The sequence below is a fragment of the Syntrophomonas erecta subsp. sporosyntropha genome (assembly GCF_055395365.1).
In genome coordinates this window covers 1,690,655-1,714,372 of the sequence record NZ_AP042459.1, presented here as the reverse complement: position 1 = coordinate 1,714,372, position 23,718 = coordinate 1,690,655, and the positions used below count along the sequence as shown (strand labels likewise).

20 protein-coding genes, 2 tRNA genes and 1 riboswitch are annotated in these 23,718 nt (G+C 42.7%); of the genes, 2 read left to right on the top strand and 20 right to left on the bottom strand.

Translation table 11 applies throughout. The features are described 5' to 3' along the window. Positions 1-2: 2 nt before the first annotated feature. The 11 genes from ACZ5Q0_RS08375 to ACZ5Q0_RS08325 all read right to left on the bottom strand — a co-directional run bounded on the left by ACZ5Q0_RS08375 (position 3) and on the right by ACZ5Q0_RS08325 (position 12,772). Positions 3-1,277, bottom strand: a complete 1,275-nt coding sequence (locus tag ACZ5Q0_RS08375) for a TRAP transporter large permease (protein WP_446818499.1) — start codon at positions 1,275-1,277, stop codon at positions 3-5. Next, a complete protein-coding gene (locus ACZ5Q0_RS08370; RefSeq protein ID WP_446818500.1) occupies positions 1,274-1,771 on the bottom strand; it encodes a TRAP transporter small permease in 498 nt (165 codons plus the stop codon). Before ACZ5Q0_RS08370 ends, ACZ5Q0_RS08375 begins: the two co-directional genes overlap by 4 nt. Positions 1,772-1,837: 66 nt before the next feature. Beyond that, the gene (locus ACZ5Q0_RS08365) at positions 1,838-2,869 is read right to left on the bottom strand and encodes a TRAP transporter substrate-binding protein (protein ID WP_446818501.1); all 1,032 of its coding nucleotides are present in this window, start codon (positions 2,867-2,869) and stop codon (positions 1,838-1,840) included. A gap of 126 nt (positions 2,870-2,995) precedes the next feature. Further along, entirely contained in the window at positions 2,996-4,288 is a 1,293-nt protein-coding gene (locus ACZ5Q0_RS08360) for an acetyl-CoA hydrolase/transferase family protein (protein WP_446818502.1), read from the bottom strand. Between the two features lie 342 nt (positions 4,289-4,630). Further along, complete coding sequence (locus ACZ5Q0_RS08355; RefSeq protein WP_447182414.1) at positions 4,631-6,352, bottom strand: sigma 54-interacting transcriptional regulator; 1,722 nt, start codon at positions 6,350-6,352, stop codon at positions 4,631-4,633. Positions 6,353-6,793: 441 nt separating this feature from the next. Further along, positions 6,794-7,744 carry an electron transfer flavoprotein subunit alpha/FixB family protein gene (locus ACZ5Q0_RS08350; RefSeq protein WP_446818505.1) on the bottom strand — a complete coding sequence of 317 codons (951 nt, stop codon included), beginning with the start codon at positions 7,742-7,744 and terminating at the stop codon, positions 6,794-6,796. Between the two features lie 12 nt (positions 7,745-7,756). Beyond that, a complete protein-coding gene (locus ACZ5Q0_RS08345) occupies positions 7,757-8,521 on the bottom strand; it encodes an electron transfer flavoprotein subunit beta/FixA family protein (protein ID WP_447182413.1) in 765 nt (254 codons plus the stop codon). A 154-nt stretch (positions 8,522-8,675) separates the two neighbouring features. Continuing rightward, positions 8,676-9,818: an acyl-CoA dehydrogenase gene (locus ACZ5Q0_RS08340; RefSeq protein WP_446818507.1), complete on the bottom strand. Its 1,143-nt coding sequence runs from the start codon at positions 9,816-9,818 to the stop codon at positions 8,676-8,678. Positions 9,819-10,160: 342 nt separating this feature from the next. Further along, positions 10,161-10,442, bottom strand: a complete 282-nt coding sequence (locus ACZ5Q0_RS08335) for a ferredoxin family protein (RefSeq protein WP_446818508.1) — start codon at positions 10,440-10,442, stop codon at positions 10,161-10,163. Continuing rightward, positions 10,439-11,725, bottom strand: a complete 1,287-nt coding sequence (locus ACZ5Q0_RS08330) for an FAD-dependent oxidoreductase (protein ID WP_446818509.1) — start codon at positions 11,723-11,725, stop codon at positions 10,439-10,441. Before ACZ5Q0_RS08330 ends, ACZ5Q0_RS08335 begins: the two co-directional genes overlap by 4 nt. A 630-nt stretch (positions 11,726-12,355) precedes the next feature. After that, positions 12,356-12,772 carry a MarR family winged helix-turn-helix transcriptional regulator gene (locus ACZ5Q0_RS08325; RefSeq protein WP_446818511.1) on the bottom strand — a complete coding sequence of 139 codons (417 nt, stop codon included), beginning with the start codon at positions 12,770-12,772 and terminating at the stop codon, positions 12,356-12,358. A gap of 96 nt (positions 12,773-12,868) precedes the next feature. Between ACZ5Q0_RS08325 and ACZ5Q0_RS08320 the strand changes: the two genes are divergently transcribed. Continuing rightward, on the top strand, positions 12,869-13,054 hold the full coding sequence (locus ACZ5Q0_RS08320; RefSeq protein ID WP_464827101.1) for a hypothetical protein: 186 nt from the start codon (positions 12,869-12,871) through the stop codon (positions 13,052-13,054). 68 nt (positions 13,055-13,122) lie between these two features. On the opposite strand, the gene ACZ5Q0_RS08315 is transcribed toward ACZ5Q0_RS08320, so the two are convergent. The 9 genes from ACZ5Q0_RS08315 to ACZ5Q0_RS08275 form a co-directional block, all read right to left on the bottom strand. Continuing rightward, a tRNA-Leu gene (locus tag ACZ5Q0_RS08315) sits at positions 13,123-13,207 on the bottom strand. Between the two features lie 80 nt (positions 13,208-13,287). Next, positions 13,288-14,928: an ABC transporter substrate-binding protein gene (locus ACZ5Q0_RS08310; protein ID WP_446818513.1), complete on the bottom strand. Its 1,641-nt coding sequence runs from the start codon at positions 14,926-14,928 to the stop codon at positions 13,288-13,290. 105 nt (positions 14,929-15,033) lie between these two features. Beyond that, the gene (locus ACZ5Q0_RS08305; protein WP_446818514.1) at positions 15,034-15,597 is read right to left on the bottom strand and encodes a lytic transglycosylase domain-containing protein; all 564 of its coding nucleotides are present in this window, start codon (positions 15,595-15,597) and stop codon (positions 15,034-15,036) included. 38 nt (positions 15,598-15,635) lie between these two features. Then, positions 15,636-16,238 carry a dephospho-CoA kinase gene (coaE, locus tag ACZ5Q0_RS08300; protein ID WP_446818515.1) on the bottom strand — a complete coding sequence of 201 codons (603 nt, stop codon included), beginning with the start codon at positions 16,236-16,238 and terminating at the stop codon, positions 15,636-15,638. 73 nt (positions 16,239-16,311) lie between these two features. Then, a complete protein-coding gene (gene ytaF, locus ACZ5Q0_RS08295) occupies positions 16,312-16,947 on the bottom strand; it encodes a sporulation membrane protein YtaF (protein WP_446818516.1) in 636 nt (211 codons plus the stop codon). Positions 16,948-17,028: 81 nt separating this feature from the next. Continuing rightward, the gene (gene mutM / locus ACZ5Q0_RS08290) at positions 17,029-17,835 is read right to left on the bottom strand and encodes a bifunctional DNA-formamidopyrimidine glycosylase/DNA-(apurinic or apyrimidinic site) lyase (RefSeq protein ID WP_446818517.1); all 807 of its coding nucleotides are present in this window, start codon (positions 17,833-17,835) and stop codon (positions 17,029-17,031) included. 13 nt (positions 17,836-17,848) lie between these two features. Continuing rightward, positions 17,849-20,461 carry a DNA polymerase I gene (gene polA / locus ACZ5Q0_RS08285; protein ID WP_446818519.1) on the bottom strand — a complete coding sequence of 871 codons (2,613 nt, stop codon included), beginning with the start codon at positions 20,459-20,461 and terminating at the stop codon, positions 17,849-17,851. 306 nt (positions 20,462-20,767) lie between these two features. Then, positions 20,768-21,790 (bottom strand): zf-HC2 domain-containing protein, encoded by a 1,023-nt coding sequence (locus tag ACZ5Q0_RS08280; RefSeq protein ID WP_447182412.1) that lies wholly within the window; start codon positions 21,788-21,790, stop codon positions 20,768-20,770. A gap of 35 nt (positions 21,791-21,825) precedes the next feature. Next, on the bottom strand, positions 21,826-22,407 hold the full coding sequence (locus ACZ5Q0_RS08275) for an RNA polymerase sigma factor (protein WP_446818521.1): 582 nt from the start codon (positions 22,405-22,407) through the stop codon (positions 21,826-21,828). Between the two features lie 678 nt (positions 22,408-23,085). On the opposite strand from ACZ5Q0_RS08275, the gene ACZ5Q0_RS08270 reads away from it, so the two are divergent. Continuing rightward, positions 23,086-23,170, top strand: a tRNA-Leu gene (locus tag ACZ5Q0_RS08270). Between the two features lie 391 nt (positions 23,171-23,561). After that, positions 23,562-23,680, top strand: a riboswitch (molybdenum cofactor riboswitch). Positions 23,681-23,718: the final 38 nt, after the last annotated feature.

Here is a 23,718-nt window from a genome sequence, read left to right as displayed (position 1 = left end):
GTCTATTTAAAAAGCCCTGGTAACCATAGGCTGATTCCTGGAACAAAGGCAATTAAAACCAGCATCAAAATCATGGTGATTAAAAAGGGCATGATTTTCGCAAAAGCCTCGGTTAACGGAATCTCCGATATGCGACTGGCCACAAAAACAGTCAGCCCCAAAGGCGGGGTAATCATTCCAATGGCCAGGCCAATCACCATAATGATCCCGAAGTGAATTAAATCAACCCCGAATTGCTTGGCAATGGGAACCAGAATGGGCACTAACAAAATCATGGCTGGAGTGGTTTCCATAAATGTTCCCACAAACAAAATAAAGGCGATTACCAGCAGTAAAAAGACCGCTGGACTGTTAGCAATTCCTAACAAGAATGTTGCGGCTTGCTGTGGAATCATTTCAGAAGCCAGAATCCACGCAAAAGTAGAGGCAAATGCCATCAACATAATAACCACAGCATTAGAAACTGCTGAATTTAAAAAGGCTTGATATATACCTTTCAAGTCAAGCTCATGATATACAAAGATACCTACTAATACTCCATAAACAACCGCTATAACAGCCGCCTCCGTGGGAGTAAATTTACCGGAAAAAATCCCCCCCAGAATGATCGCAGGCATGAGTAAGGCTGGTAATGCATTGAAAAAGCTCTTGACTACTTCTTTAAATGAAGTCCTTTCCTCAACGGGCAAATTATCCTTGCGAATCATAAAGTAACTGACCACCATAATGGCCACACCTATAGCTATGCCCGGTATAATTCCAGCTAAAAATAGTTCGGCGATTGAAACACCGCTGGCAAACCCAAACAAAACCATCGGTATACTCGGTGGAATGATTACACCTAAGGACCCCCCGGTTGCCTGTAATGCGGTGGAAAAATCCTTTTTATAGCCTTGCCGGACCAGGGCAGGTATCATCATTCCCCCTATAGCGGCAGTAGTAGCTGCACCTGAACCGCAGACTGCAGCAAATAGCATGGAAGCTAGAGCAGTTACATAAGCTAGACCACCTTTTTTATGCCCCAGCAAGGTGTTGGCAAAGTCAACTAACCTTTTGGAAATACCTCCTGTATTCATAAGCTCACCGGCAATGATGAAAAACGGTATAGCCATTAAAGGGAAAGAATCAATTCCGGTAAAAAGCCTTTGCACCGATACGACTACTGGTATCTGGCCCTGGTACAATAAAGCCGCTATCGAACCAACCCCCAGCGAAAAGGCAATCGGTACTCCTAAAAGGACCAGGACAAAAAACACTAAGAATAGTACTCCACTCACGCCTCAACACCTCCCTTACTAATCAGTTGGCTAATCTCCTTTACCAGCATTACCAGGGTATGAAAAATCATCAATGCAGCTGATAAAGGTAGAGCCAGATATGCCCAGCTCATTGGCATTTGCAGGGCTGCTGATTTTTGTAAGGCAGTAGCTGTTACCAAGTGATTACCTTGGGCAAAAATTATGCCAAATAAAACCAGAAGCAATAGATTAGTAGCTATCATTACAATGGTTTTCATTCGAGGCGGGAACTTGCGTAGGAGTACGTCAATCCCCAGATGCGCTCCTCTAACCAAAGCAACACTCGCCCCTAAAAAACTTACCCAAATAAACAGGTATCTTCCTAACTCTTCTGACCATGGTAGTGAATAGTGCATTAGAGTTCGGCTGAAAACCTGTGAAAAGATGACAACTGTCATTACCAGGGCCAAAATCGTAACCAGGATTTCTTCAATCCGCAGCACGACTTGCTCTATTTTCTCTATCTTTTCCATTTCGGCCTCCCTGTAATTTGCAGTGGGATTGAAGCAGGTAGATATCACCTGCTTCAATCTACCTCTTTATTTACCCAATTCGATTACTTTATCTACTAGTTCTTTTCCGCCCACATCTTTAGCATATTTGTCATACAATGGTTTAACTGCTTCTTGGAACGGGGTAAGATCAGGTTCATTGAACTTCACGCCGGATTCTTCCATCTTCTTCAGGAACATAGCTTCACGTTCACGAATCGTCTTCCGTTCAAAGTCACGGGCTTCCATAGCGGCTTCCTGCAATGCTTTTTGCTGTTCCGGACTTAGCTTCTGGAAAGTAGATTCAGCAATAAATAAAGGTACCGCCGAATAGAATTGTTTAGTTAAGGAACCATATTTGGTAACTTCACCAAAACCTCCTGTATAAGCAGTTTCAGCTGCACCTTCTGCACCATCAACAACTCCCTGCTGTAATGCAGTATACAGTTCACCCCAGGCCATGGGAGTTGAACTAGCCCCCATAATATTGAAAGTATCTACCATGAGCGGGCTTTCCATAACGCGAATTTTGACGCCTTTCATATCCGCAGGTTTTTCAATGGGGCGGGTGTTATTATAAATACTGCGGAATCCCTGCTCCCACCAAGCTAAATTACGAATTCCCTTTTCGAGAAACTTCTCATCAATATAAGCACCCACTTCACCATCCAGAACCTTTTCAGCGTGTTCCTGGCTCTTGATAATGTAAGGCATATCTAAAACCATGACCTCTGGGACAAAACCTGCTATTGGTCCAGTAGAAATAAGTCCCATTTCAACTGTCCCCAGCTGCATACCCTCAACCAGATCTCTTTCATTTCCCAATTGCGAACTCGGATATATCTGAACTTTCAGGGTGCCATTGCTCTTTTCTTCTACTAACTCAGCAAATTTCTCTAGTCCGATCTGATAACTATGCTCAGGAGATAAAACATGACCAACCCTTAAAGTAACAACTCCATCACCTTTGCCATTACCAGATGCATTATTTTCATTGTTACCGCCGCATCCTACAAATGCAGTCAAGCTGAAAACCAGCAATAGTACCACGGCAATTTTGCTTATACTTGTTTTTCTCATTACTTTTCCCCTTTCTACATTAAAAGTCTTATAAGAACTGATCTGGCTAAGAAATGTTGGCCTGTTCCACCTCCTCTTAGACCTATAGGCACCTCAGCAACATAACTGCTAATGGCTTTTTCCTGGTTATGAGGCGAAATAGATCCGGTTGGCTTTTTCTAATATTTCCTGGCGGAAATCAGGATGAGCTATATTTACCAAGGCATGCATCCTTTCCCGCACTGTTTTTCCTTTTAACTTAGCTATACCATATTCAGTTACTACATAATCCACATCATGCCGGGATGTTGTAACTCCAGTTCCTATATCAAGGGCAGGTACAATACGACTGATTTTTCCTTTGGCCGCAGTTGAAGGAAGAGCAATAATCGACTTCCCACCTGGTGAACGTGTAGCCCCACGAATAAAATCTACCTGTCCGCCTACTCCGCTAAACTGCCTGGCTCCCAGCATATCTGCAGCTACCTGTCCTAATAGGTCCACCTGAAGGGCAGAATTAATGGATACCATTTTATTGTTTTTGGCGATAAAATACGGATCATTTACATACTCTTCAGGGTACATTTCCACCATGGGGTTTTGGTTAACCCAGGTATAGAAATCTTTAGTTCCCATTAAAAATGTAGCTACCATTTTGTCCGGATGTAAGGTTTTCTTTCTGCAATTAATAACTCCGGCCTCTACTAGTTTCACCACCCCATCCGAAAACATTTCGGTATGAATACCTAGGTCATGTTTGTCAGTCAAAAAAGACAAGACCGCATCAGGTATTCCTCCAATTCCTAACTGCAGGGTTGATTCGTCCTCAATTAAAGATGCAACATTACGACCTATTTCTTTTTCAACTTCTCCGATGGTAACGGGGATTTGCTCCAGTAACGGAATTTCAGCCGGAACAAAGTAATCTATTTCACTTACATGTAGAAAGCTTCGTCCCATAGTTCTGGGCATATTAGGATTAACTTCAGCAATAACTATCTTGGCCGACCTGGCAGCTTGCATAGTATAATCCACCGAGATTCCCAGGCTGCAGAAACCATGCCGGTCCGGGGGAGTAATGGTAACCATTGCCACATCAACGGGTAAAACATTGTTTTTAAACAAGGACGGAATCTCCGAGATAAAACTGGGAGTAAAATCGGCTCTCCCCTCATAAAACGCATCCCGGGTAGAAGGTCCTAAAAATAGCCCATTATGCCGAAAAGAATCCTTCATATCAGGATGGACATAACTGGCTTTACCTTTAGCTACCATGTGCACAACTTCGACACCTTTTAGCTCAGAAGCCCTGGCTACCATGGCCTCAGTAACAAGCTGTGGTTCACCACAAGCATGTCCTAAGACAACTCTGTCATAGGATTTTATGCATTTAACAGCTTCCTCAGCCGTGGTGATCCGGCTGGCATAATACTGTCTCAAAATTGATCCACACCCTTCCCAATGATATGATTATTGTAATGATTAATATTAGGATTTTTTGAGCTGTTGCTTTAGTAATATGCATTTTTTATGCCAACCTTTTTTATGTTGGAGACTTACCAGGCACAAAAGCCCGAAATACGGCATGTTTAAAATAATTTATTTTAATTTTTCTTGAACTTTACCCGGCCCATGCAATGTTAAGACTAATACTAAAGGTGATTCTTTTTCGTTTCGGTTTTTTGGCTAAAGTCTAGTAAATAGAACTTTTGGAAGCGGTGAAACAAAAAAAGACTCGGGTGAACCATAAAAGGTTCACCCGAGTCTTTTTTGTTATATTATTTAATTGTTTCCAAAATCCAACCCATACCGGGTCGCTTTTCTAATGATGGTAGTTTGGCTTACTCCCAGAGCTGACGCTACTTTACGGGAACTTTTGTGCTTTTTAATAGCCTTGGAAAGAATCTTCTTTTCGAATTTTTCTACCGCTGCTTTTAGATCAGTAATCTCGACTTCTTCCTCAACTTGCTTAACTTTTGTGTTTTTAATATTCGAGCGAAAAAAAACACAATCCTTTATATCATCATCAGGGGAAGTAACAATAGCACGTTCAACAATGTTTCTTAGTTCCCTGATATTTCCCGGCCAATCATATTCCATCAGCTTGTCAAGAAACAACGGATTTATACGTTTATTAAGTCCGTACTGATTATTAAAAATTTTTTCAAAATAGGCCACCAGCATGGGTATTTCTTCTTTGCGCTCTCGTAACGGAGGTATATAGATGGGAACCACATTCAGCCTATAGTAAAGGTCTTCGCGGAAAGTGTTGTTTTGTACCATCTTCCACAAATCCCGGTTAGTAGAGGTAATTATGCGCACATCAACTGGTATGGCTTTAACTCCGCCAACACGTATAATTTCCCCCTCCTGGAGTACCCGCAGCAGTTTCACCTGTAATGAATAAGATATATCACCGATTTCATCCAGGAACAAGGTTCCACCAGAAGCAATTTCAAAAATACCCATTTTCCCTTCTTTTTTGGCCCCGGTAAAAGCACCTGCTTCGTAACCAAATAATTCAGATTCCAACAGGGTTTCTGGTATAGCCGCACAATTAATACGTATATAAGGCTTGTCTTTGCGATAACTATTGTTATGCATTTCCCGGGCGATAATCTCTTTACCTACCCCTGATTCACCTTGAACTAAAACAGTAGAATCCACCTTTCCCATGTGCATTACCAGGCTCATTATTTCTTTCATAACTTCCGAACCGATTACAAAGTCTTTTTCGTTTTCCATCTGGATCTTTTGCAATTCCCGTTGATAATGCAGGGTCAGCTCATTGGCATGTTCTACTTCTTGCTTGAGACGGTTAAGCTCCGTGATATCCCGGCCATTTGTTAAAACTTGTATTAGCTCCCCACGCTTGTTATAAATAGGATTGCCGGTTACTAATAGAGTCTTACCTGTTTTTATATTCTGGGTAAAAGTAACCGACTTACCTGTCTTTATAACCTCTACGGTAGCGGAACGGTCGTAATAGCCTTCCTCGACTAATTCATACATAGTCCTTCCCAGAATTTCGTCTGCCGGAATGCCGGTAAGGCGAGTGTAGGCATCATTTACCCGCAAAATTTTCCCCCGGGCATCAGTGACAAATAAGCTGTCAAAAGATGCTTCCATCACATTATTAAGTTCTTGTATACGTTCATAAAGAGTAGCAACCAGCTCTGATTTATTTACTATTCCCATCAATTGCTGCTCCTGATACACCAGCGCACAAATATATTTACTTTGCAAAAAATCTTCCACATCATCTTCTACATCACAGGTGAATAGGTCTGTATCGATAAGTTGGCTTATGGGGGATTCAAGTTTTTTCTCGCTAATGGCACGCAAAAGATGCCAACGGCTTATGATACCAGTTATGGACTGGTTTTCATCAACAGTAACACAGATATCAGTTTCTGATGATAATATATTTATGATGTCTTCTATGGACTGCTGGTTTTGATGCACGATAACTGGTTCGCCCGTGATTATTTCATAGAATTTCATAGAATCCCTCCAGTAATACGGTTACCCTAGAATTTTGTTAGTAAGCAAGATTATCATCACAAGTATCATCACAAGCTGAAAATAAATACATGCTGAATTTCCACTAATAGCTACCGTCCCCTTGTCCTCCCGGACCAGTTTTTCCTGGGGCCCACCCAAGACCTCGGCATAAGTTTTTGCAGCAACAGCTATAAAACATTATAAATAATTAATAACTATAATGTATCAGCCGATCAATAATTGCAAATGAAACTTCCTTCACTTTTATTAAGATACACCCTAATACACTCCATAAGAAAAATAATCATACATGGCTCTAATACTCTTAGCGGTCCTTTCCCTCTAAATGGAAAAAAGGAAGCAAAGGGACAATCCCCTTGCTTCCTGCCTTTAATGGCGAAAGGAAACCAAAGGACCTGACGTCCCTTTGCTTCCTTGCTATTAGATGGTCTTTTTTAATTCTTCGATTAAACGTGGAACGATGGTGTAAAGATCACCAACTATGCCATAGTCGGAAACTTCAAATATAGGAGCGTTTTCATCGGTGTTTATAGCACATACTACTTTGGCATCCCGGAAACCGACTACATGCTGTATCTGGCCTGATACACCTACACCTATATAAAGTTGAGGTTTGGCTTCTAGAGCTGATATTCCGAGACTGCGTTCTTCCGGTAACCAGTGCAATTCATCAGCTATTGGTTTGGTGCATCCAAGTTCTCCGCCTACTAATTCCGCCAGTTCGCGAATCATTTCCAGATCTTCCTCTTTTTCAACGCCTCTTCCCACCGCTACAATTACCCCGGCTTCTCTTAAATCTCCACTTTCACGTACTCTGGTTTTTTTCTCCATTACCTTTAGGGAAGATAGCGGTGGTGCCGGTAATTCTCTTACAGTTCCTTCCCTTCCACCCTCTTTTTCAGCCGGTTCAAATGTTCTTATAGGTATAGTGGCCATCTGGGGGCGAGTTAAACATTCAACTTTTTGTAGGCCTGCTCCTCCGAAAACCAGGCGTTCCATTTCCAATCTGCCCTCATCACCCAGCTTAAGTGATATACAATCACTGCAAAGGCCTGTATCTAACCGAGAAGCAATACTGGCCGCTATTTCTTTCCCTTTTAAAGTCCCCGCTACTAAAAATAGGTCGGGATCTTCTTTTTTAGCCTCATCCACTATTACCGGGACACAGGCTTCCAGGGCCTGGTGGGCTGCTAAAGCAGGCAGCAGTAGGACTTCATCTGCTCCACAGTCAATGTGCTCCTGGACCTGACTATGATCATTTAGTATAAGGCTTACCAGTTTGGTTCCCAGTTGTGACGCTAGTTCTCTACCAATATTTAAAAGCTCTAAGCTTTGTTCATGCTTTTCAGCTAAAACCCATACACCAGCCATTAAATCACCCCCCTACTTGATTACTCCTGCTTTTAATAATGCCTGTATGAAACCGCTAATATCTTCGGCACCATCCTTTAATTTTACGCAGCTGCGTTTCATGCTGGCCGCTTTAATTTCCGTTGTTTTTATTTTCGGTTGATAATCCCCGGATAAGTCTTCCTTACCAACATTTATTACTGGTTTTTTGGACGCAGCCAGGGTATCTTTTAATCCAGGTACACGCGGAGAATTTATCTCGGGTAAAACTGTAACTAAAGCCGGCATAGGAGCCGTAATTACTTCTATACCATCTTCGACTTTGCGTTCTACAATGATCTGGTTATCTTTTATTTCTATCTTCTGGGCAAAACAAATACAAGGAATACCCAGCTTGTCTGCCAGCCGGGGCCCGACCTGGCGAGCATAAAGGTCACTGGAACCTTCTCCACAGATAATTAAATCGTATTCGATTTTTGACCCGATAACATCGGCTAATATGGCTGCGGTTTGGGAGGGTTCCAGATCAACAAAGGATTCAGCATTTATAAAGTAGGCCTTATCCGGCCCCCGAGAAAGGGCATTTTTTATGCTTATAGCTGCTTCAGGAGAACCTACCGTAGCGGCAATAGCATCACCACCGTATTGTTCCTTAATACGTACTGCTTCTTCGATGGCATAACGGTCATAGTCACTAATTTTGTAATCCACTGATTCGAGATCTAGTTGACCGGAACTACCTGGTCTGATATAGGCTTCATCTATCACCCATTTAAAACAACTGATTATATTAGGCATAGCCTGTCACCTCACTTTATTGGGCTTAAAATTAACTGTTTTATTATTTTTAGTATAGCTATCTGCACTTATATTTATAGGTAACAATGTCCTTAAAGAGATACGGGGGACAGGGATTATAAGTCCCATCCCCCGAAACTTTTCTACCTGTTCTTTAGCGCAGGATATTACCAGCAATTACCATGCGCTGGGCTTCTGAACTGCCTTCATAGATTTCGGTTATTTTGGCATCACGCATTAAGCGCTCTACTTTAACCCCTTTAACATATCCATAACCGCCATGGATTTGCACTGCTTTTACCGTATGTTTCATAGCCGCTTCGGCACAGAATAATTTAGCCATGGAAGCTTCCTTAGTGAAACGCTGCCCCTGGTCTTTTAACCAAGCAGCATGGTAAGTCAGGAACCGGCAGGCATTGAGATCTGTAGCCATATCGACCATCCACCACTGGACAGCCTGATTTTTGGAAATAGGCTTACCAAACTGAACCCTTTGCTTGGAGTAGCTGATAGACTCATCCAGAGCTGCCTGAAGAATCCCGATGGATTGAGCCGCAATTCCTATCCGGCCATGATCGAAGCAATTCATAGCAATCTTCATACCATCGCCTTCCTTACCTAAAAGGTTGGCTTTAGGGATACGGCAATTTTTGAAGATAACTTCTGAAGTCTGGGAGGCTCTAATGCCCATCTTCTGAAAATGACTGCCTATTGTCAGTCCCGGGGTGCCCTTAGGAACTATAAAAGAACTCATTCCTTTGGAACCGCCGGCCGACTTATCAGTCCAGGCAAAAGTCACAAATGTATCGGCAACCGGGCCGTTGGAGCAAAAGGTTTTGGTGCCATTTAATACGTATTCGTCCCCATCAAGGACAGCGGTAGTAGTTGCTGCCCCAACATCAGTGCCTGCACCTGGTTCGGTAAGGGCAAATGCTCCGATATGTTCACCTTTAGCCAGCGGAGTTAGATACTTTTTCTTTTGTTCGTCAGTACCAAAATTATTAATCGGCATTAAAGCCAGGCTGGTATGAACCGACATAGTAAAACCGGTGGCTGCACAGGAACGTGAAAGCTCTTCTACCGCAATGGCATAAGTTAAATAATCAGTACCCTGTCCGCCATACTCTACCGGGAAGGGCATTCCCATCCATCCGCCCTCAGCCAACTTTTCGATCACCTCTTTGGGGTAACGGGCAGTTTCATCAAGTTCTGCTGCTATAGGCTCAACATACTTTAGCGCAAACTCCCGCATATTACTTCTAACTAATTCTTGTTCTTCACTTAATTTAAAATCCAAAAAAAACACTCCTTTACATGTCTTTTTTTGTGCTTGCTAAGCTTTAATAATCACTGGGTGTTTTGTCTAATATATTCTATTACGTTCCTTTATATTTCTTCTTTATCTGTTTTCTCTATTATATTTGGTATGCAACCTATTAGTCAACCAACTATTTGTGTCCAACTTATTTCTATGCAATCCAACTATACTCTACCTGGTTAATTCCATTACTAATTCACGAAAACTTGTTTTACACCCTTTTTTTCCGATATTTTCTCCTGTTAAATAGCATTTTTAAAAAAACAAAAAAAGAAGACTGTTAAAGCCTCCTTCTTTAGTTTAAAATACCCGTTGCCTTTTTTATCCAAACCGGAATTGTACTCCCGTGCCTCCGCTGGGATATCGCCAATCCAACACCTCCCGGCCACAAACCAAACGGCAGGTTCCACATTCCAGGCACCCATCTATGGTTAATTCCACTTTTCCTTCACTATTTTCTCTATACAAACCCGCCGGGCAGACTCGTACCGCCATCTTTAAGCGGGGATCCTTTTCCATTCCCGGGTTTATCTTAATATGTGCTTCCTTATCAGGTTTAAATACATCAAGTCCCAATTTTTGTTTTAATCCGGCTTCACTCATATTTTCATCACCTTTCTCATATCTCCTACCATCGCCCACATCTCACCAAAGGTCATGTATTGCTTAATAGTAGGATACAGCCGTGGCTTGGAAGTAGAACCTACTGAATAAATGTCCTTCATTATACTACCGACGAGTTCCGGATAATGTTTAAATAGTCTTGGGTTTTCCAATACCTCAGGAGCTGCCTGGAAGTTTTTAAAGTCTTTTAGAACAAAACTTTCTTCCAGGAATTTCTCATATACGGATAAGGTTTCAGCACTAAAATCGCCGACTTCTTTTGCCTTTAATGCTGCCTGAGCTGCATAGTAGCCAGATGCCAGAGCGTACTCCATGCCTCTAACTGTTACACCGATATTCATAGCCAGCCCAGCCGCGTCTCCTGCTACCAGGATACCGTTACCATACAAGCTGCTTATAGCCTTATAGCCTCCTTCAGGGATTACATGGGCCGAATACTCTACTGTTTCACCACCCCTGATTAACCTGGCAACTTCGGGCCGCTGTTTCAACTCATCAATTAAAGCTGGTGCTTCAACAGCAGGATCACCTTCAGTTAAATCCTTTATTCCTACCACCATACCGAGGCTTATACTTTCTTTATTAGTGTATAAGAAACCGCCCCCGAATTTACCCTTAGTTACATCCCCCATAAATAAGCGGGCACAGCCTTCTTCTCCTTCCAGATTAAAACGCTCATTAATAATATCCGGGCTAAGTTCAATAATCTCTTTAATACCTACGGCAAAGTCCCGGGCTAAACCTGGCTGCCGCAGCCCGGCTTTTTCCGGTATTAGGGAGAGGGCCCCATCGCAGCAAATAACTACATCGGCGTTTAACTGATCACCTCCAGCCTTAACACCGGTAATTTTTCCGTCTTCAATTATAACATCATCTACTTTAGCCTTGCTGAGCAGCAAGGCCCCTTTTGCTTCTGCCTGTTTAGCCATCCAGCGATCAAACTTGGAACGCAGAATGCTATAACTTTGGTAAGGTTCTTCCCTTAATTCCTGTCCAGAATACCTGAGGGTAATGGAACGCTCCTGTGCCATCATAGTAACCTCTTCATTGGCGATAAAACGCTCCAGAGGCGCTTTCTTCCAGAGATCAGGGAAAAGATCGCGAACTGGATTAACATAAATCCGGCCCCCGGTTACATTTTTGGCACCAGGATAGTCGCCCCGTTCTAATACTAGTACTTCGACTCCCTGCTCTGCCAGGGTATAGGCGGCTCCCAGGCCGGCCAGACCAGCCCCTACCACTATTACATCAAATTTATCCATCTTTTAACCTCCCCAATTATTCGCCTATGTTCTCCTCCCGATTTCAGTAAATACCATTACAGGCCTTATCTTTCCGCCTATACTCCTTTTTTCAACTTAACCCGAATAAAAAAGGCAGCAATCAGCGGTGTTTATTACTGTTAATTCCTTAATTAAATCGTTTTTCTAAGCTATATTATAATTATAATATATTGTATGCCCATATTCAGTCAACTATTTATTTATATGCCATCTATTGGTATACTTATTAATTTATTGAACATCGTTGTAAAGCCCTGGGCTTACGTCATAGGAATATAAGGCGAACAAATATTCGTAGTATTCTATAATTTACAATATACTAATATGAAAGGATACGAAAGTAATAACAATATCATATATTCCTGTAAATACCATGCGGTTTAGGGTCCGAAATATCGCCGCCAGGTTCTTGGCGAATAAAAAATACCCATGGTGTTAATTAATGACAGACCAGCTTAAGCCGCAAAAACATGACTAGTTATGACTATTTCCATAATGATTAAACAGGCAAAAATAAAACTGACCCCTTGGGAAGTGAGGAGTCAGTTCATTAACAGTTACTATACCCGCCTTCTTTGGCTAGCTGGCTTTGAAAAGATTTAATTACATTTATTCTTTACAGCTTATCTTTTGCAGCAATACCTTAAGATCTTTGGCTTCTTGTTGGGTTAGACGCTCTAAAGTCTTATGGTTAGCATTAACAATAGCCTGATCGACGGATACTTGCAGAGCCTGCCCCTCAGGGGTCAAAACCACACTTAAAGCCCTTCTATCATTAGGATCAGGCTTTCTTTTTATCAACCCTTTATTCTCTAATCGATCTAAAATGCCGGTAATTGTAGAACTATCTAGTTGAAGTCTATCGGCCAGCTGTTTTACGGTTTCCCCATTTTTATCCCAAAGGCATTTTAACACCATATATTGTCCAGGAGTAATCCCAAATTGCTCCAAATCTTCTTTAAATAACTGCTGTACTGACTGCTGCACTTTGGTAAGCATAAAATTTATACAATGTTCCAGTTCCATCGGATCCGACCTTCTTTCCTGAAACTACTATTATAGGTATAGTATATTTGTGTGCTTATAGTTAGTCAACCATTTATTTATATGCCATATATTTGTATGCCCTTTAATTTTTGCAAGGGACAACGCTCTTTTTTTGGCGAAACCTATTACCGCAATATAGTGCTTATCGATGCACCCCTTACCGGCAAAACTTTCACTGCCAAAGCCAGGGAGGAAAATACTAGTCTCAACCAGTACATTGTCTACCAGCTTGCCCGTGGTGTTGGACATCCGGTCAAATAGGGCATGAAAAAAGGTTTACGTATTTTCCAAATGAAAACCAACGTAAACCTTGTTTTATAGGCTATTTATGGTGTCGGAGGAGGGACTTGAACCCTCACGCCTCGCGGCATACGCCCCTCAAACGTACGTGTCTGCCCATTCCACCACTCCGACACTATTGTTCTGACAAGAGGTATTATACAATACCACCGTGGTCATGTCAATGACCGGCGCGTCCTTGGGCTGGGAATAATCTATACTTTTTTCTTGCCCTCTGTTTTTCCTTCATCAACCTCCGGTTTGAGTAATTCCACCCGGGACCAGTCGATCATTTCCATCATATTCACTTCCAGATTATTAACCTTGGGACCGACCAGTTTGGCAGCCTGCTTCTGAAAAAGCCATAGCATAGGTGCATCATCAACGATGATTTCTTCGGCCCGGCCCAGGAGTTTAGCCCGTTCCTGGGTGCTTTTTGTTTCCGCCCGGGAGGCATTAAGCACCTTATCTACCTGGGGATTACGGTAAGAGCAATAGTTACTGATACCAATCTTGGAGCCATGGTAAAGCTGGTAGAGGAAGCTGTCGGCATCTGGATAATCAGCCTTCCAACCTATCCGGGCACAGGCTAAAACCGATTTACCCAGTTGCTTTTTATAGTAATCCCAATCCATTTCCTGCGCCTGTACTTCTATCCCGAAATCAACCAACTGCCTGGCGATGGATTCAACCACCATGCGGTGTCCTTCATCTTTGTTAAAACTTATCACCAGGGGAGCCAGCCCTTCCCCTTCGGGATGTCCGGCTTCTTCCAATAGTTCTCGAGCTTTTTCGGGATCATAGGAATAGCCCCGCATTTGTTTGCTGTATCCGGGTAGACCGCTGGGGATGACCCCTTTGGCCGGACGGTAAGCTCCTCCTAAAACCGTATCAATAATAGCCTTACGGTCGATGGCGTAATTTAAAGCCCGGCGCAATAAGTAGTTACCGGCAAAAGGTTCTTTGTTCATATTAAAGGCCATCCCATAGGTTTCCAGTAAAGGTTTATCTATAAATTGCTGGTTAAGGTGCCCATCCTTTTTAATAGTATTAATCTCCTGATAAGGAACCTGATCTAAATAATCGAGTTTACCAGCTTTAAAATCATTAAAAGCCTGATTTTCATCACTATAGACGGTGATTTGCATAGCGGTCAAAGGGGGCTGTCCTTGGTGATATTTATCATGGCGCAACAGCACCAAGCTATGGTTATCCTGATTTTCCTTGAGGAAAAAAGGACCCGTTCCTGGCCAGGGCGTAACCTGGTCTTTAGTATCAAATACCCAGAATATTGGGTTGGTTAACATATAAATAAAAGCCGCATTAGGTTGGTCAAATTTTATTTTTATGGTGCTATCGTTTACTACTTCAATACCGCTTATCTCCTGGGTTCGACCTTCCAAGCGTTCGTTGCTGCCCGTAATCGACATAAACATGCTGACATTAGCCCACTCTTTAGTATTGGTAAAGCTATGTTCCCAGGCGGCTTTTACATCCCGAGCCGTAAGGGCTTTACCGTTATGAAATCTGACATTGCGCTTTAGGTTTAGCACTAGGCTTTTCCCATCCCCACTATATTTCCAGCTTTTAGCCAGACATGGTTTTACACCCCGAGAATCTTCGTCATAAGCTACTAATCCCTCATACAGAGCCGAGGCTAATAATTCTTCCTCATGATCATCCAACAGAGCAGGTTCTAAGGTGGATATCTCCCCTACCAATCCGGCATTAAAGGGCCGGGTATCCAGACTGGCAGTATATATCGCCTGGTTGTACCATAAAATTATGCCTACGGTAAGAATAATAAGGCCGATTAATGAGCCTAATAAAGCCATGCGCCTGGATTTTACAAACACAAAAAAATGCCCCCTTTAGCACATACTGTCTTGGGGACATTATATTAGGCAAACACCTTTAGTATTCCTTTTTTTGTTAATTGCCGGGGCTCTGGGATTAACTTTTTAGGTGTAAATAGCTCGATAAGCCTGATAGTTTTTCAGAACATTACGGACATAGTCCCGGGTTTCCGGGTAGGGTATTTTATCTAGATTTTCCGGGCTGCCATCCCACAACTGGTCAGCCACCCATTCCTGTACCTTTCCCCGGCCAGCATTATAGGCAGCAATTACCAGGGGAATTTGCCCACCAAATTGCCGGGTTAAATCAGCCAGATACCAGCAGCCTAGTTGGATGTTTAGGTCAGGATCATGTAGATCATCGGTATCCAGGGCTTCTATACCCTGCTGTTCTGCAATCCACCGGGCTGTTTCCGGCATAATCTGCATAAGTCCCCGGGCACCTGCTGAAGACTGGGCTGAAGATTGATATTTGCTCTCCGCCCGGATAATGGCAAAAACCAGGTAGGGATCAACCTGATTCCGGTAGGCTTCTGAAACCACTATATCCCGGTGAGGCTGCGGATAAAAAATCGTGATCCACTTGGGGAAAGTCAGGATCACAACCAAAAATACTAGCACAAATATCCATAATACCATGGAAAAACGCCGTCGCACATTTCTTTTCAAACTAAAACCCCCAACCTAAGTTGACTATTACAGCATATTTAAGTTGGTCGCAAACTATCATTGAAACATTTGGTTATGTAAGCTATAGTTTCCTCCACACTGTTCCGGTTATCAATTACAAAGTCAGCCCGGTTAGCCTTCTCATCCAGTGACATCTGGGCATTAATACGATGGAGGGCATCTTCCCGACTCATATTTTCCCGTTCCATCAGCCGGGATACCTGAGTTTCACCATCTACCCATACTACCCACACCTGGTCACAGATTTTCTCCATATTAGCTTCATATAACAGGGGTATTTCCAAAACCACTACTGCATCAGGGTGCTGGGCCTCAATAGCTTTAAGAGTATCCGTCAAATATTTTATAATCCGGGGATGGGTAATCCGGTTTAGTTCTTCTAGCAGTTCCGGATGTTTAAATACTATAGCACCTAATTTTTCCCGGTTTATCGTACCATTTTCATTAAGAACCTCCCGTCCAAAAACAGCGATAATATCATACCAAGCCGGTTGTTCCGGTTCAATCAAGGTATGGGCTACTTGATCAGCATCAACAATTATAGCTCCTAATTTTTCTAAAGTCCGGGATACGGTACTTTTACCACTGGCGATCCCCCCGGTTAAACCGATAATCTTCATCTTATCACCAATTCAGCCGTATTTTAAACTTTTGACTAACGTCCTTAAGTTGGAAGTGTATAACTTGCCATATTTACAATATTTGCATAATGCCTATGCCTATAAAAATACACCCTGACAGCAGGGAGGCTTTTTCTTTCAGGCGTCTGCCGCCTAGGGTGCTGCCCAGTTGTATTCCAGTGTTTACTAATATAAATTTTAACACACCGACCAACAGGGCAGTTAAAAAAATATTTAATCCGGTCATAGCCAGGCCTACCCCGGCTCCCAGGGCATCTAATGCTAATGCTACCCCTAAAAACATCGCCTCACGGAGGCTGATCTCACCGGAGGAATCCAGGTCCGCACTAGACGGTTCTTTAAGGATCTTAACAATAATACCCAAGCATTTTATACTAAAGGTAGCTATAGGTTCCTCTTCCGAACCATCCATATTATGAATCTTTTCCCGAAAGGCTCCCATCCAAAAGTATATCCCAATAAGTACCAGAAGTATGGAACCGATTATTGTAGCCCTGCGAGGGGATATAAAGGTAGCCAATCCGCTACCTAATACCATGGACAGGGTTACGGCCGCAGCCGAAGAAATAGCTATAACACAAAGAGGTAATATGGGGATACGAATCTTTTTGGCACCATAAGCGATGCCCACTAGGAAACCATCTGCACTAACTGCCAGGGCAAAAAGGAATGCCGCAATGAATTCCACTATTAGCCACTCCTATCCATTTTTCGTAGATATATACCTACTATATGGATAGGAAAATAAAAGTGTTACGCCGGCTACCTCTTAATTCTGACAGTGAGAACAGTAATGACTGCTGCGCCCGCCAATACGCTCCCGGACCAGCAGTTGCCCACAGCGGGGGCAAGGTTCATTAAAGCGGCCATATACATTAAGATAGTCCTGAAAACTTCCTGATTTATTATGCCCATCCCGAAAATCTCTAAAAGTAGTACCCCGAGCAGCAATTCCCATCTCTAGTACTTTTTTTATGGCCGCCACCAGACCCTCTATTTCCTGGTCAGTCAGCGAGCCAGCCGGACGGTTAGGCCGTATTCCCGCGGCGAAAAGGGCTTCATCTGCATATATATTGCCGATTCCGGCGATTAAGTTCTGGTTCAAAAGCAGGGTTTTTATTGCCACCTTGCGTCCTTTAATTATTTGAGCTAATAATGCTGAATCAAAGGCTTCTGAAAGGGGTTCTACCCCCAGGTGTTTAAAAAAGCTGGTGTGATCCCGGATGAACCAAATTCCCCCAAACCGGCGGGCATCCTGGTATACCAGGCAGATACCATTATCCAGGTGAATAATAGTGTGAATATGGGGCTGGTCCAGCGGGGAACCCTCTGGAAGCATATAAAAACGTCCACTCATACCTAGATGTACTATCAGGTTAAGCCCGTTAGCCATCACCAGCACCAGGTATTTTCCCCGGCGCAAAATATCCTGGATAGCACAGTTTAAAAGACAGTCCGGATCATATTCCTGAGCTCTGACTACTCCAGGATGTAATATTTCTATTTTTTCCATCCGGGCCCCTTGATTGTTTTTAATAGTCTGTCGTATAGTTTCAACTTCTGGTAACTCGGGCAAGCCCCTTCCTCCCCTACCGGTAGTCTTTCATATCATTCCAGTTAGGACCGGTTTTAATGGATACCTCCAAAGGTACCCGGAGCTGGCAGGCGTTTTCCATGCAGTCTTTAAGAATTCCGCATACCTGATCCACCTCGTCCCGGTGCACCTCCAGGATCATATCATCATGAACCTGTAACAGCAGTTTAGCCTTCAGGTCGTATTTTTTAAGCTCTTGCGACACCTTGATCATAGCCAGTTTAATGATGTCGGCTGATGTCCCCTGAATAGGAGTATTAAGGGCCATCCGCCGGGCAAAGGACTGGGTCATTTTATTGCGGGCATTCAGATCAGGCAGATAGCGGCGCCGTTTTAATATAGTCTCTACATAACCATGCTCCCTGCCAAAAGTGACAATATCCTCCATATAGCGACGGACTCCCGGATAACTATCCAGGTAGCTGTCTATATAGCGGCGCGCCTCCTTACGGCTAACTCCGGTATCACGTGATAATCCGAAATCACTAATACCATAAATAATGCCAAAATTTACTGCTTTGGCCCGGCGGCGTAATTCTGGAGTAACATCGGCCAAATCTACCTTAAAAATTTCGCTGGCCGTGCGGGTATGTATGTCAATCCCCTCTTTAAAAGTGGCAATCAAAGTTTCATCACCACTAATATGAGCCAGTGAGCGAAGATCAATCTGAGAGTAGTCAGCCGATACCATTATCCATTCTTCCCCGCTGGTAGTAAATGCCTTGCGAATACGCCGCCCTTCTTCATCCTTAATGGGAATGTTTTGCAGGTTAGGCTCCACACTGGACAGCCTGCCAGTAGCAGTCTGGGCCTGTTTAAGAATGGTATGTACCCGGCCGGTATCCGGATGAATAAGTTCCTGTAAGGCGTCCACATAGGTGGATTTTAATTTGGTCACCTGCCGGTAATAGAGAATATAAGAAATAATCTCATGTTCTTCAAATAACTCCTCTAATATTTCCGCCCCAGTGGCATAACCAGTCTTAGTTTTCTTTATAACTGGTAGTCCCAGGTCTTCAAATAGGACTTTGCCAAGCTGTTTAGGAGAATTTATATTAAACTCCTGTCCGGCCAGCTCAAAGATACGCTGCTCACTATTATGAATCCCGGTTTCTAATTCTTCCGCAATGATGCTTAAGGTGTCACGTTCCACCTTAACCCCGGTAAACTGCATTTCGCTAAGTACCGAAGACAGAGGCAGTTCCACCTGCTGGAGCAGATCCCTTTGCTGGTCTGATAGCCCCTGGTAAATGGCCTCATAGAGGGAGCGGATATGGGCAGTTAACAGAACCGGATCAGCCGGATCAATACTTATAGTCAGGTATTTAGCTAAAACTGCTGCCAATTCCTCACCCGCAAAAGTTGGATCATCAACATAGGCAGCCAGCATGGTATCTCCCTTAATCCCATCCAGCTCCACCCCGTAGCGTTTTAATAAAACCTGAGCAAATTTAGCATTATGCAGGTATTTTTTAATAGAACCTTTTTCTAACAAGGGACGCAGCCATTCTAATCTATACAGGGATTTTTCCCCGATCTCCAAATGATAGACGGTTTTTCCTTTCTCCAGATAAATATCCTGGAGCTTAGCCCACATAGGATGATGATAATCAGCCTTCACTAGCAGGGCTACTTCCTGTTGATCTTCTATCGAAGCTATAAATTCAGCTGTTATCTCCTCACTACCTAGCTTGACTACCGGAATTTCTTTTTCTACATACTCTTCCCCGGTATCCACACCCTGCTGTTCTAATGCCTGTAGTAGACTGCTAAACTCCAGTCTTTGATATAACTGGCGCAGGTTATGGTAATCCGGTTCTTTAACCTGGTAATCTTCCAGATTGCAAGGTATGTCGATATCGCGAATAATAGTCCCTAGCTCCCGGCTTAAAAAAGCTAGTTCCCGGTTTTCCTGCAATCGTTCCACCAGTTTTTTACCACTAACCTGGGCCAGGTTTTTGTATAAATTCTCCAGAGTACCATATTCCTTAATAAGTTTTGTAGCCGTCTTAATTCCTACTCCTGGTACTCCCGGTATGTTATCGGAAGCATCTCCCATCAGAGCCTTTATCTCTATAAGGCCTGGCGGGTCAACCTCATACCTTTTCTTCACGGCAGCTGTATCATAATGGTCGATTTCCGTAATTCCTTTACGGGTCATCATAACCGCAGTAGTATCGGAAACTAGTTGTAGGGTATCACTATCTCCAGTAACAATAACGGTTTCTATTCCATCTTCCTCAGCTTTTTTACTCAACGTGCCGATAATATCATCAGCTTCATATCCCTGTAGTTCCAGATAATCAATATTTAAGGCAGTTAAAACTTCCCGCAATAAGCCAAACTGTCCCTGTAATTCATCAGGGGCGGTGGCCCGGTTGGCTTTATACTGGGTAAACATTTCGGTACGAAAGGTTTTTTTGTCTTTATCAAAAGCCACCAAGATATGGGTAGGATTTTGCTCGCTTAACACTCGGTTTAACATGGTTAAAAAGCCATATACCCCATTAGTGTAGATACCCTCCCGGTTGTGTAACAGGGGTAGGGCATAAAAAGCACGATATAAAAGGCTGTTGCCATCGATTAGCATGAACCTGGTTTTGGACATTAATACTCCACCTCAATTAATTATTTATCTATGCAACACCGGCAAAGTTCCTTTTTGTTGTTTGCCCCGGCTGCACTACATTGTGAATAGTCTTTATCTCTAAAATCCGATAGTGATGTATATGATGTATATAAAATTCAATGGGCAGGAAGCTATTCCCTGCCCATTTTATTATACCCCTTATATGTTTTTTAACCGCCCAGCCTATTAGGTTAATAATGGGGAAGCCTTTCCGGCGGCCATATGGCTTATATAAAGCTATATAAATAGGTCAGGGCAATTATCCCTGACCACGAGCGTTTTCAGCTAGTTGTGTGTAACTGGTTCCTGGTTTAGCAAAACCTTTACCGTAACCAGATTCATATCCTGTTCCAGACTTGCTTTTTTATTCTGGAGAGCTTTTAAGCGGTTTTGGCTCTCTTCTAAATGAACCTGGTCTTCTTCACCAGGATTCTTCTTATCCTGTAAAGAGTGTACCTGGCCTTCTACCTCTTTAATCTCTTCCTGTAGCTGGTTATATTCCTGGGTAAGTTCTACCTTGCTGACGGTAGGCGAAGTAACCTCACCAATTTTTTGCAGTTCCAGCATGATATTATCAGCCTGGGCAGGGCTCACCTTTAAAGCAACCTCCCGGCTGTGTTCAGTAGAAGTCCCTACTATACCATTACCCTCTGGAGCTAATACCACCCCAGCCCCGTTAGCCTCAGCGATCTCTTTTATCTGCTTAATTGAACTATTGACATCCTGTACTTTAATACTAGTTTCATATAGATCGGCAACTTTTTTTTCTCCCCCGGCAGGTTTAGCCACTTTTGGCTTAGTACCATTATCTGAACTATCTAGTTTCTCATCATCCGTCATTTCTTCTGATGGGGTGGAAGTCTCCTGATTACTCCACATCTGAATCCTTTGTATAATATCTTCCACAGCTACTGACGGTGCAGATTTATTAGTATCTTCTTTATCCTGCCAAATGGAAGCTATGGTTCCCGCCGGCAGAAAACTACTGGCATAAATACCTAAAGCCAGTGCCAATACCGCTACCCCAGCTGCTATCCATCCCCGGTGACGAGGTTTTTGCAGGTCACGAGTTTTAATAATTCGTTTATTTTCCTGTAAAAGACGGCGATGAAAGTCCTGACTAAAGGACTCCGGCAGTGACGGTGTATTCACCTTAGACAGCAGGGATTGAATCAGACGAAGCTGCTCCAGATCATGGGTGCAGTTGGCACAGGTGGCCAGATGCTCCTCCACCGCCTGGGTTTCCCTGTCATTAGTCATCTTATCTATATAGGGTGATAGTAAATCCCTGACCTGTTCGCATTTCATACACCGTTCCTCCTCGTTTTGTTTGGACGAGGCGTTTAAGGTAAAAGTTCCCTCTCTAAGATTTTTTTTCTTAAAGCTGACCTGGCCCGGCTCAACCTAGACTTGACTGTTCCGCTGGAACAATCCAGGACCTCTGCTATTTCATCATAACTTAATTCCATCATATCTCTGAGAATTATGGCCGTCTTATGTTCAGGTTTCATTTCATCTAGTAGTTCCTGTATGTATTGGAAAAACTCTTTTCGTTCATATAATATGTCGGCCGTAGGAGATGTGTCAGGTATCTCTTTTTCAAACTCATCCCCATCTCTTGTGGCTACTGGTTCATCTAAAGACAAGGTGGGTACTCGTCGTTTTCGCCGGCGTAATTCATCTAAACAAACATTAGTAGCTACCCGGTAAAGCCAGGTACCAAAGCTGGAATTCCCTTTAAATGACCTTAAAGCTCGGTAAGCCTTAAGGAAGGCCTCCTGAGTCATATCATAGGCATCTTCTTCATTTCCCATATAGCGAAAAGCCAGAGTGTATATTTTGTTTTGGTATTGAGTGACCAGTTCCTCAAAAGCGGCCGTATCTCCTTGCAGGCTTTGCTTGATTAGCTGTTCTTCCATTGTCATAATTATACTTCTCCTAGTTTGAAAAGTATTAGGTCCTTTTAAAAAACCTAATGTATATTAATTAGCCCTTCTCCCCAGTACGGTGCAATAGAGGCTTGATATTATAGTCCGGCTACTGTAATAACCCTACCCGGACTTCTAGCCATGTTCCCTTCTTTACGATCCCATCAATATATTCCCATCTAGCAGCACCTAATGTAAGAAAATAATTAGAAAAGTTAATCTCAGGGGATTTGTGGGGATTAGATAAAAGTATTAGGGTCGTTAGTTTTGTCTTTATACTACATTTGATTCGTCATCTTGGGAACAAATCCTTTCGAATCAGTACTGCCTTCTTCTTGCATAATATGTATCAAACGGCTTAAGTGGATAATCATGTGGACTTCGACTTACTTTACCAGTAATTTATCTTTAGCTAAGAAAGCTTTACCTTATACCTACCACATTTTAATTGCCCCGCCAAACTATAGTTTAGCCTATTTGTGTAATAATATTGTTACAGGCCATTTGACAAAAAAGACCACTAACCTCGCCTATATTTAGATCAGCATGAGGTTGGCATATATTTTATTGCGGAGCTTATCCGCTTAATCCTACAGTAACTTAAAACAGTGGTCCCTTGACAACTTTCCTCCCGCACATTATAATTATCTTTGCGTTATAAGTAAAGGAAATCTTGCCAGAGTGTCGGAATTGGCAGACGAGCGCGACTCAAAATCGTGTGCCGCAAGGCGTGTGGGTTCGAGTCCCACCTTTGGCACCATAGGAATTAACAACTCTTGAGATTGCTAGCCAGGCAATTTTAAGAGTTTTTTTATTTTTCTCTACAGTTTTCTGCAAAAGAAAAGCACTTCCTTCTCAATCTTTTCTCAACTAAATATGAAAGTAGTTAGAAAATCACGTAAGGCTAACTTCCTTTAACTTACAATATCCTACCCGCCCCTATAATCCTGACTCCAATCCGCACTATAATCAACATATACCGTCTTTTCCTTTAGGCCACAGAATAATACCTGGTATTTAGCACTCCAGCTTAGGCCCACTTTATATAAATCATATTTTTGTAATTTTTGAAATTTTACCTAAGCAGGAATTATTTCTATTGTGTCGTATATTGTTATAAAGATGAATATCTGTCCATATAAATAAAAAATTTGAAATTACTTCTCCGAGCTTAAAGGCCTAAAGCAAAAAGCCATGGCTTCAAGCCGTTAGGGTACGTCGGGAAACGGACGTGCCTCCCAATGTGGAAAGGAGAGCCGTATTCCGAATGAAATTCGGAGCGAGTCTATTTTCACTGGACTCGCTTTT

Bases quoted from the DNA above. Each gene is read 5' to 3' on its own strand.
- ACZ5Q0_RS08370 (WP_446818500.1), bottom strand. From the start codon at position 1,771: ATGGAAAAGATAGAGAAAATAGAGCAAGTCGTGCTGCGGATTGAAGAA.
- ACZ5Q0_RS08365 (WP_446818501.1), bottom strand. From the start codon at position 2,869: ATGAGAAAAACAAGTATAAGCAAAATTGCCGTGGTACTATTGCTGGTT.
- ACZ5Q0_RS08355 (WP_447182414.1), bottom strand. From the start codon at position 6,352: ATGAAATTCTATGAAATAATCACGGGCGAACCAGTTATCGTGCATCAA.
- ACZ5Q0_RS08350 (WP_446818505.1), bottom strand. From the start codon at position 7,744: ATGGCTGGTGTATGGGTTTTAGCTGAAAAGCATGAACAAAGCTTAGAG.
- ACZ5Q0_RS08345 (WP_447182413.1), bottom strand. From the start codon at position 8,521: ATGCCTAATATAATCAGTTGTTTTAAATGGGTGATAGATGAAGCCTAT.
- ACZ5Q0_RS08335 (WP_446818508.1), bottom strand. From the start codon at position 10,442: ATGAGTGAAGCCGGATTAAAACAAAAATTGGGACTTGATGTATTTAAA.
- ACZ5Q0_RS08330 (WP_446818509.1), bottom strand. From the start codon at position 11,725: ATGGATAAATTTGATGTAATAGTGGTAGGGGCTGGTCTGGCCGGCCTG.
- ACZ5Q0_RS08325 (WP_446818511.1), bottom strand. From the start codon at position 12,772: ATGGAACTGGAACATTGTATAAATTTTATGCTTACCAAAGTGCAGCAG.
- ACZ5Q0_RS08320 (WP_464827101.1), top strand. From the start codon at position 12,869: ATGCCCTTTAATTTTTGCAAGGGACAACGCTCTTTTTTTGGCGAAACC.
- coaE (WP_446818515.1), bottom strand. From the start codon at position 16,238: ATGAAGATTATCGGTTTAACCGGGGGGATCGCCAGTGGTAAAAGTACC.
- polA (WP_446818519.1), bottom strand. From the start codon at position 20,461: ATGTCCAAAACCAGGTTCATGCTAATCGATGGCAACAGCCTTTTATAT.
- ACZ5Q0_RS08280 (WP_447182412.1), bottom strand. From the start codon at position 21,790: ATGAAATGCGAACAGGTCAGGGATTTACTATCACCCTATATAGATAAG.
- ACZ5Q0_RS08275 (WP_446818521.1), bottom strand. From the start codon at position 22,407: ATGACAATGGAAGAACAGCTAATCAAGCAAAGCCTGCAAGGAGATACG.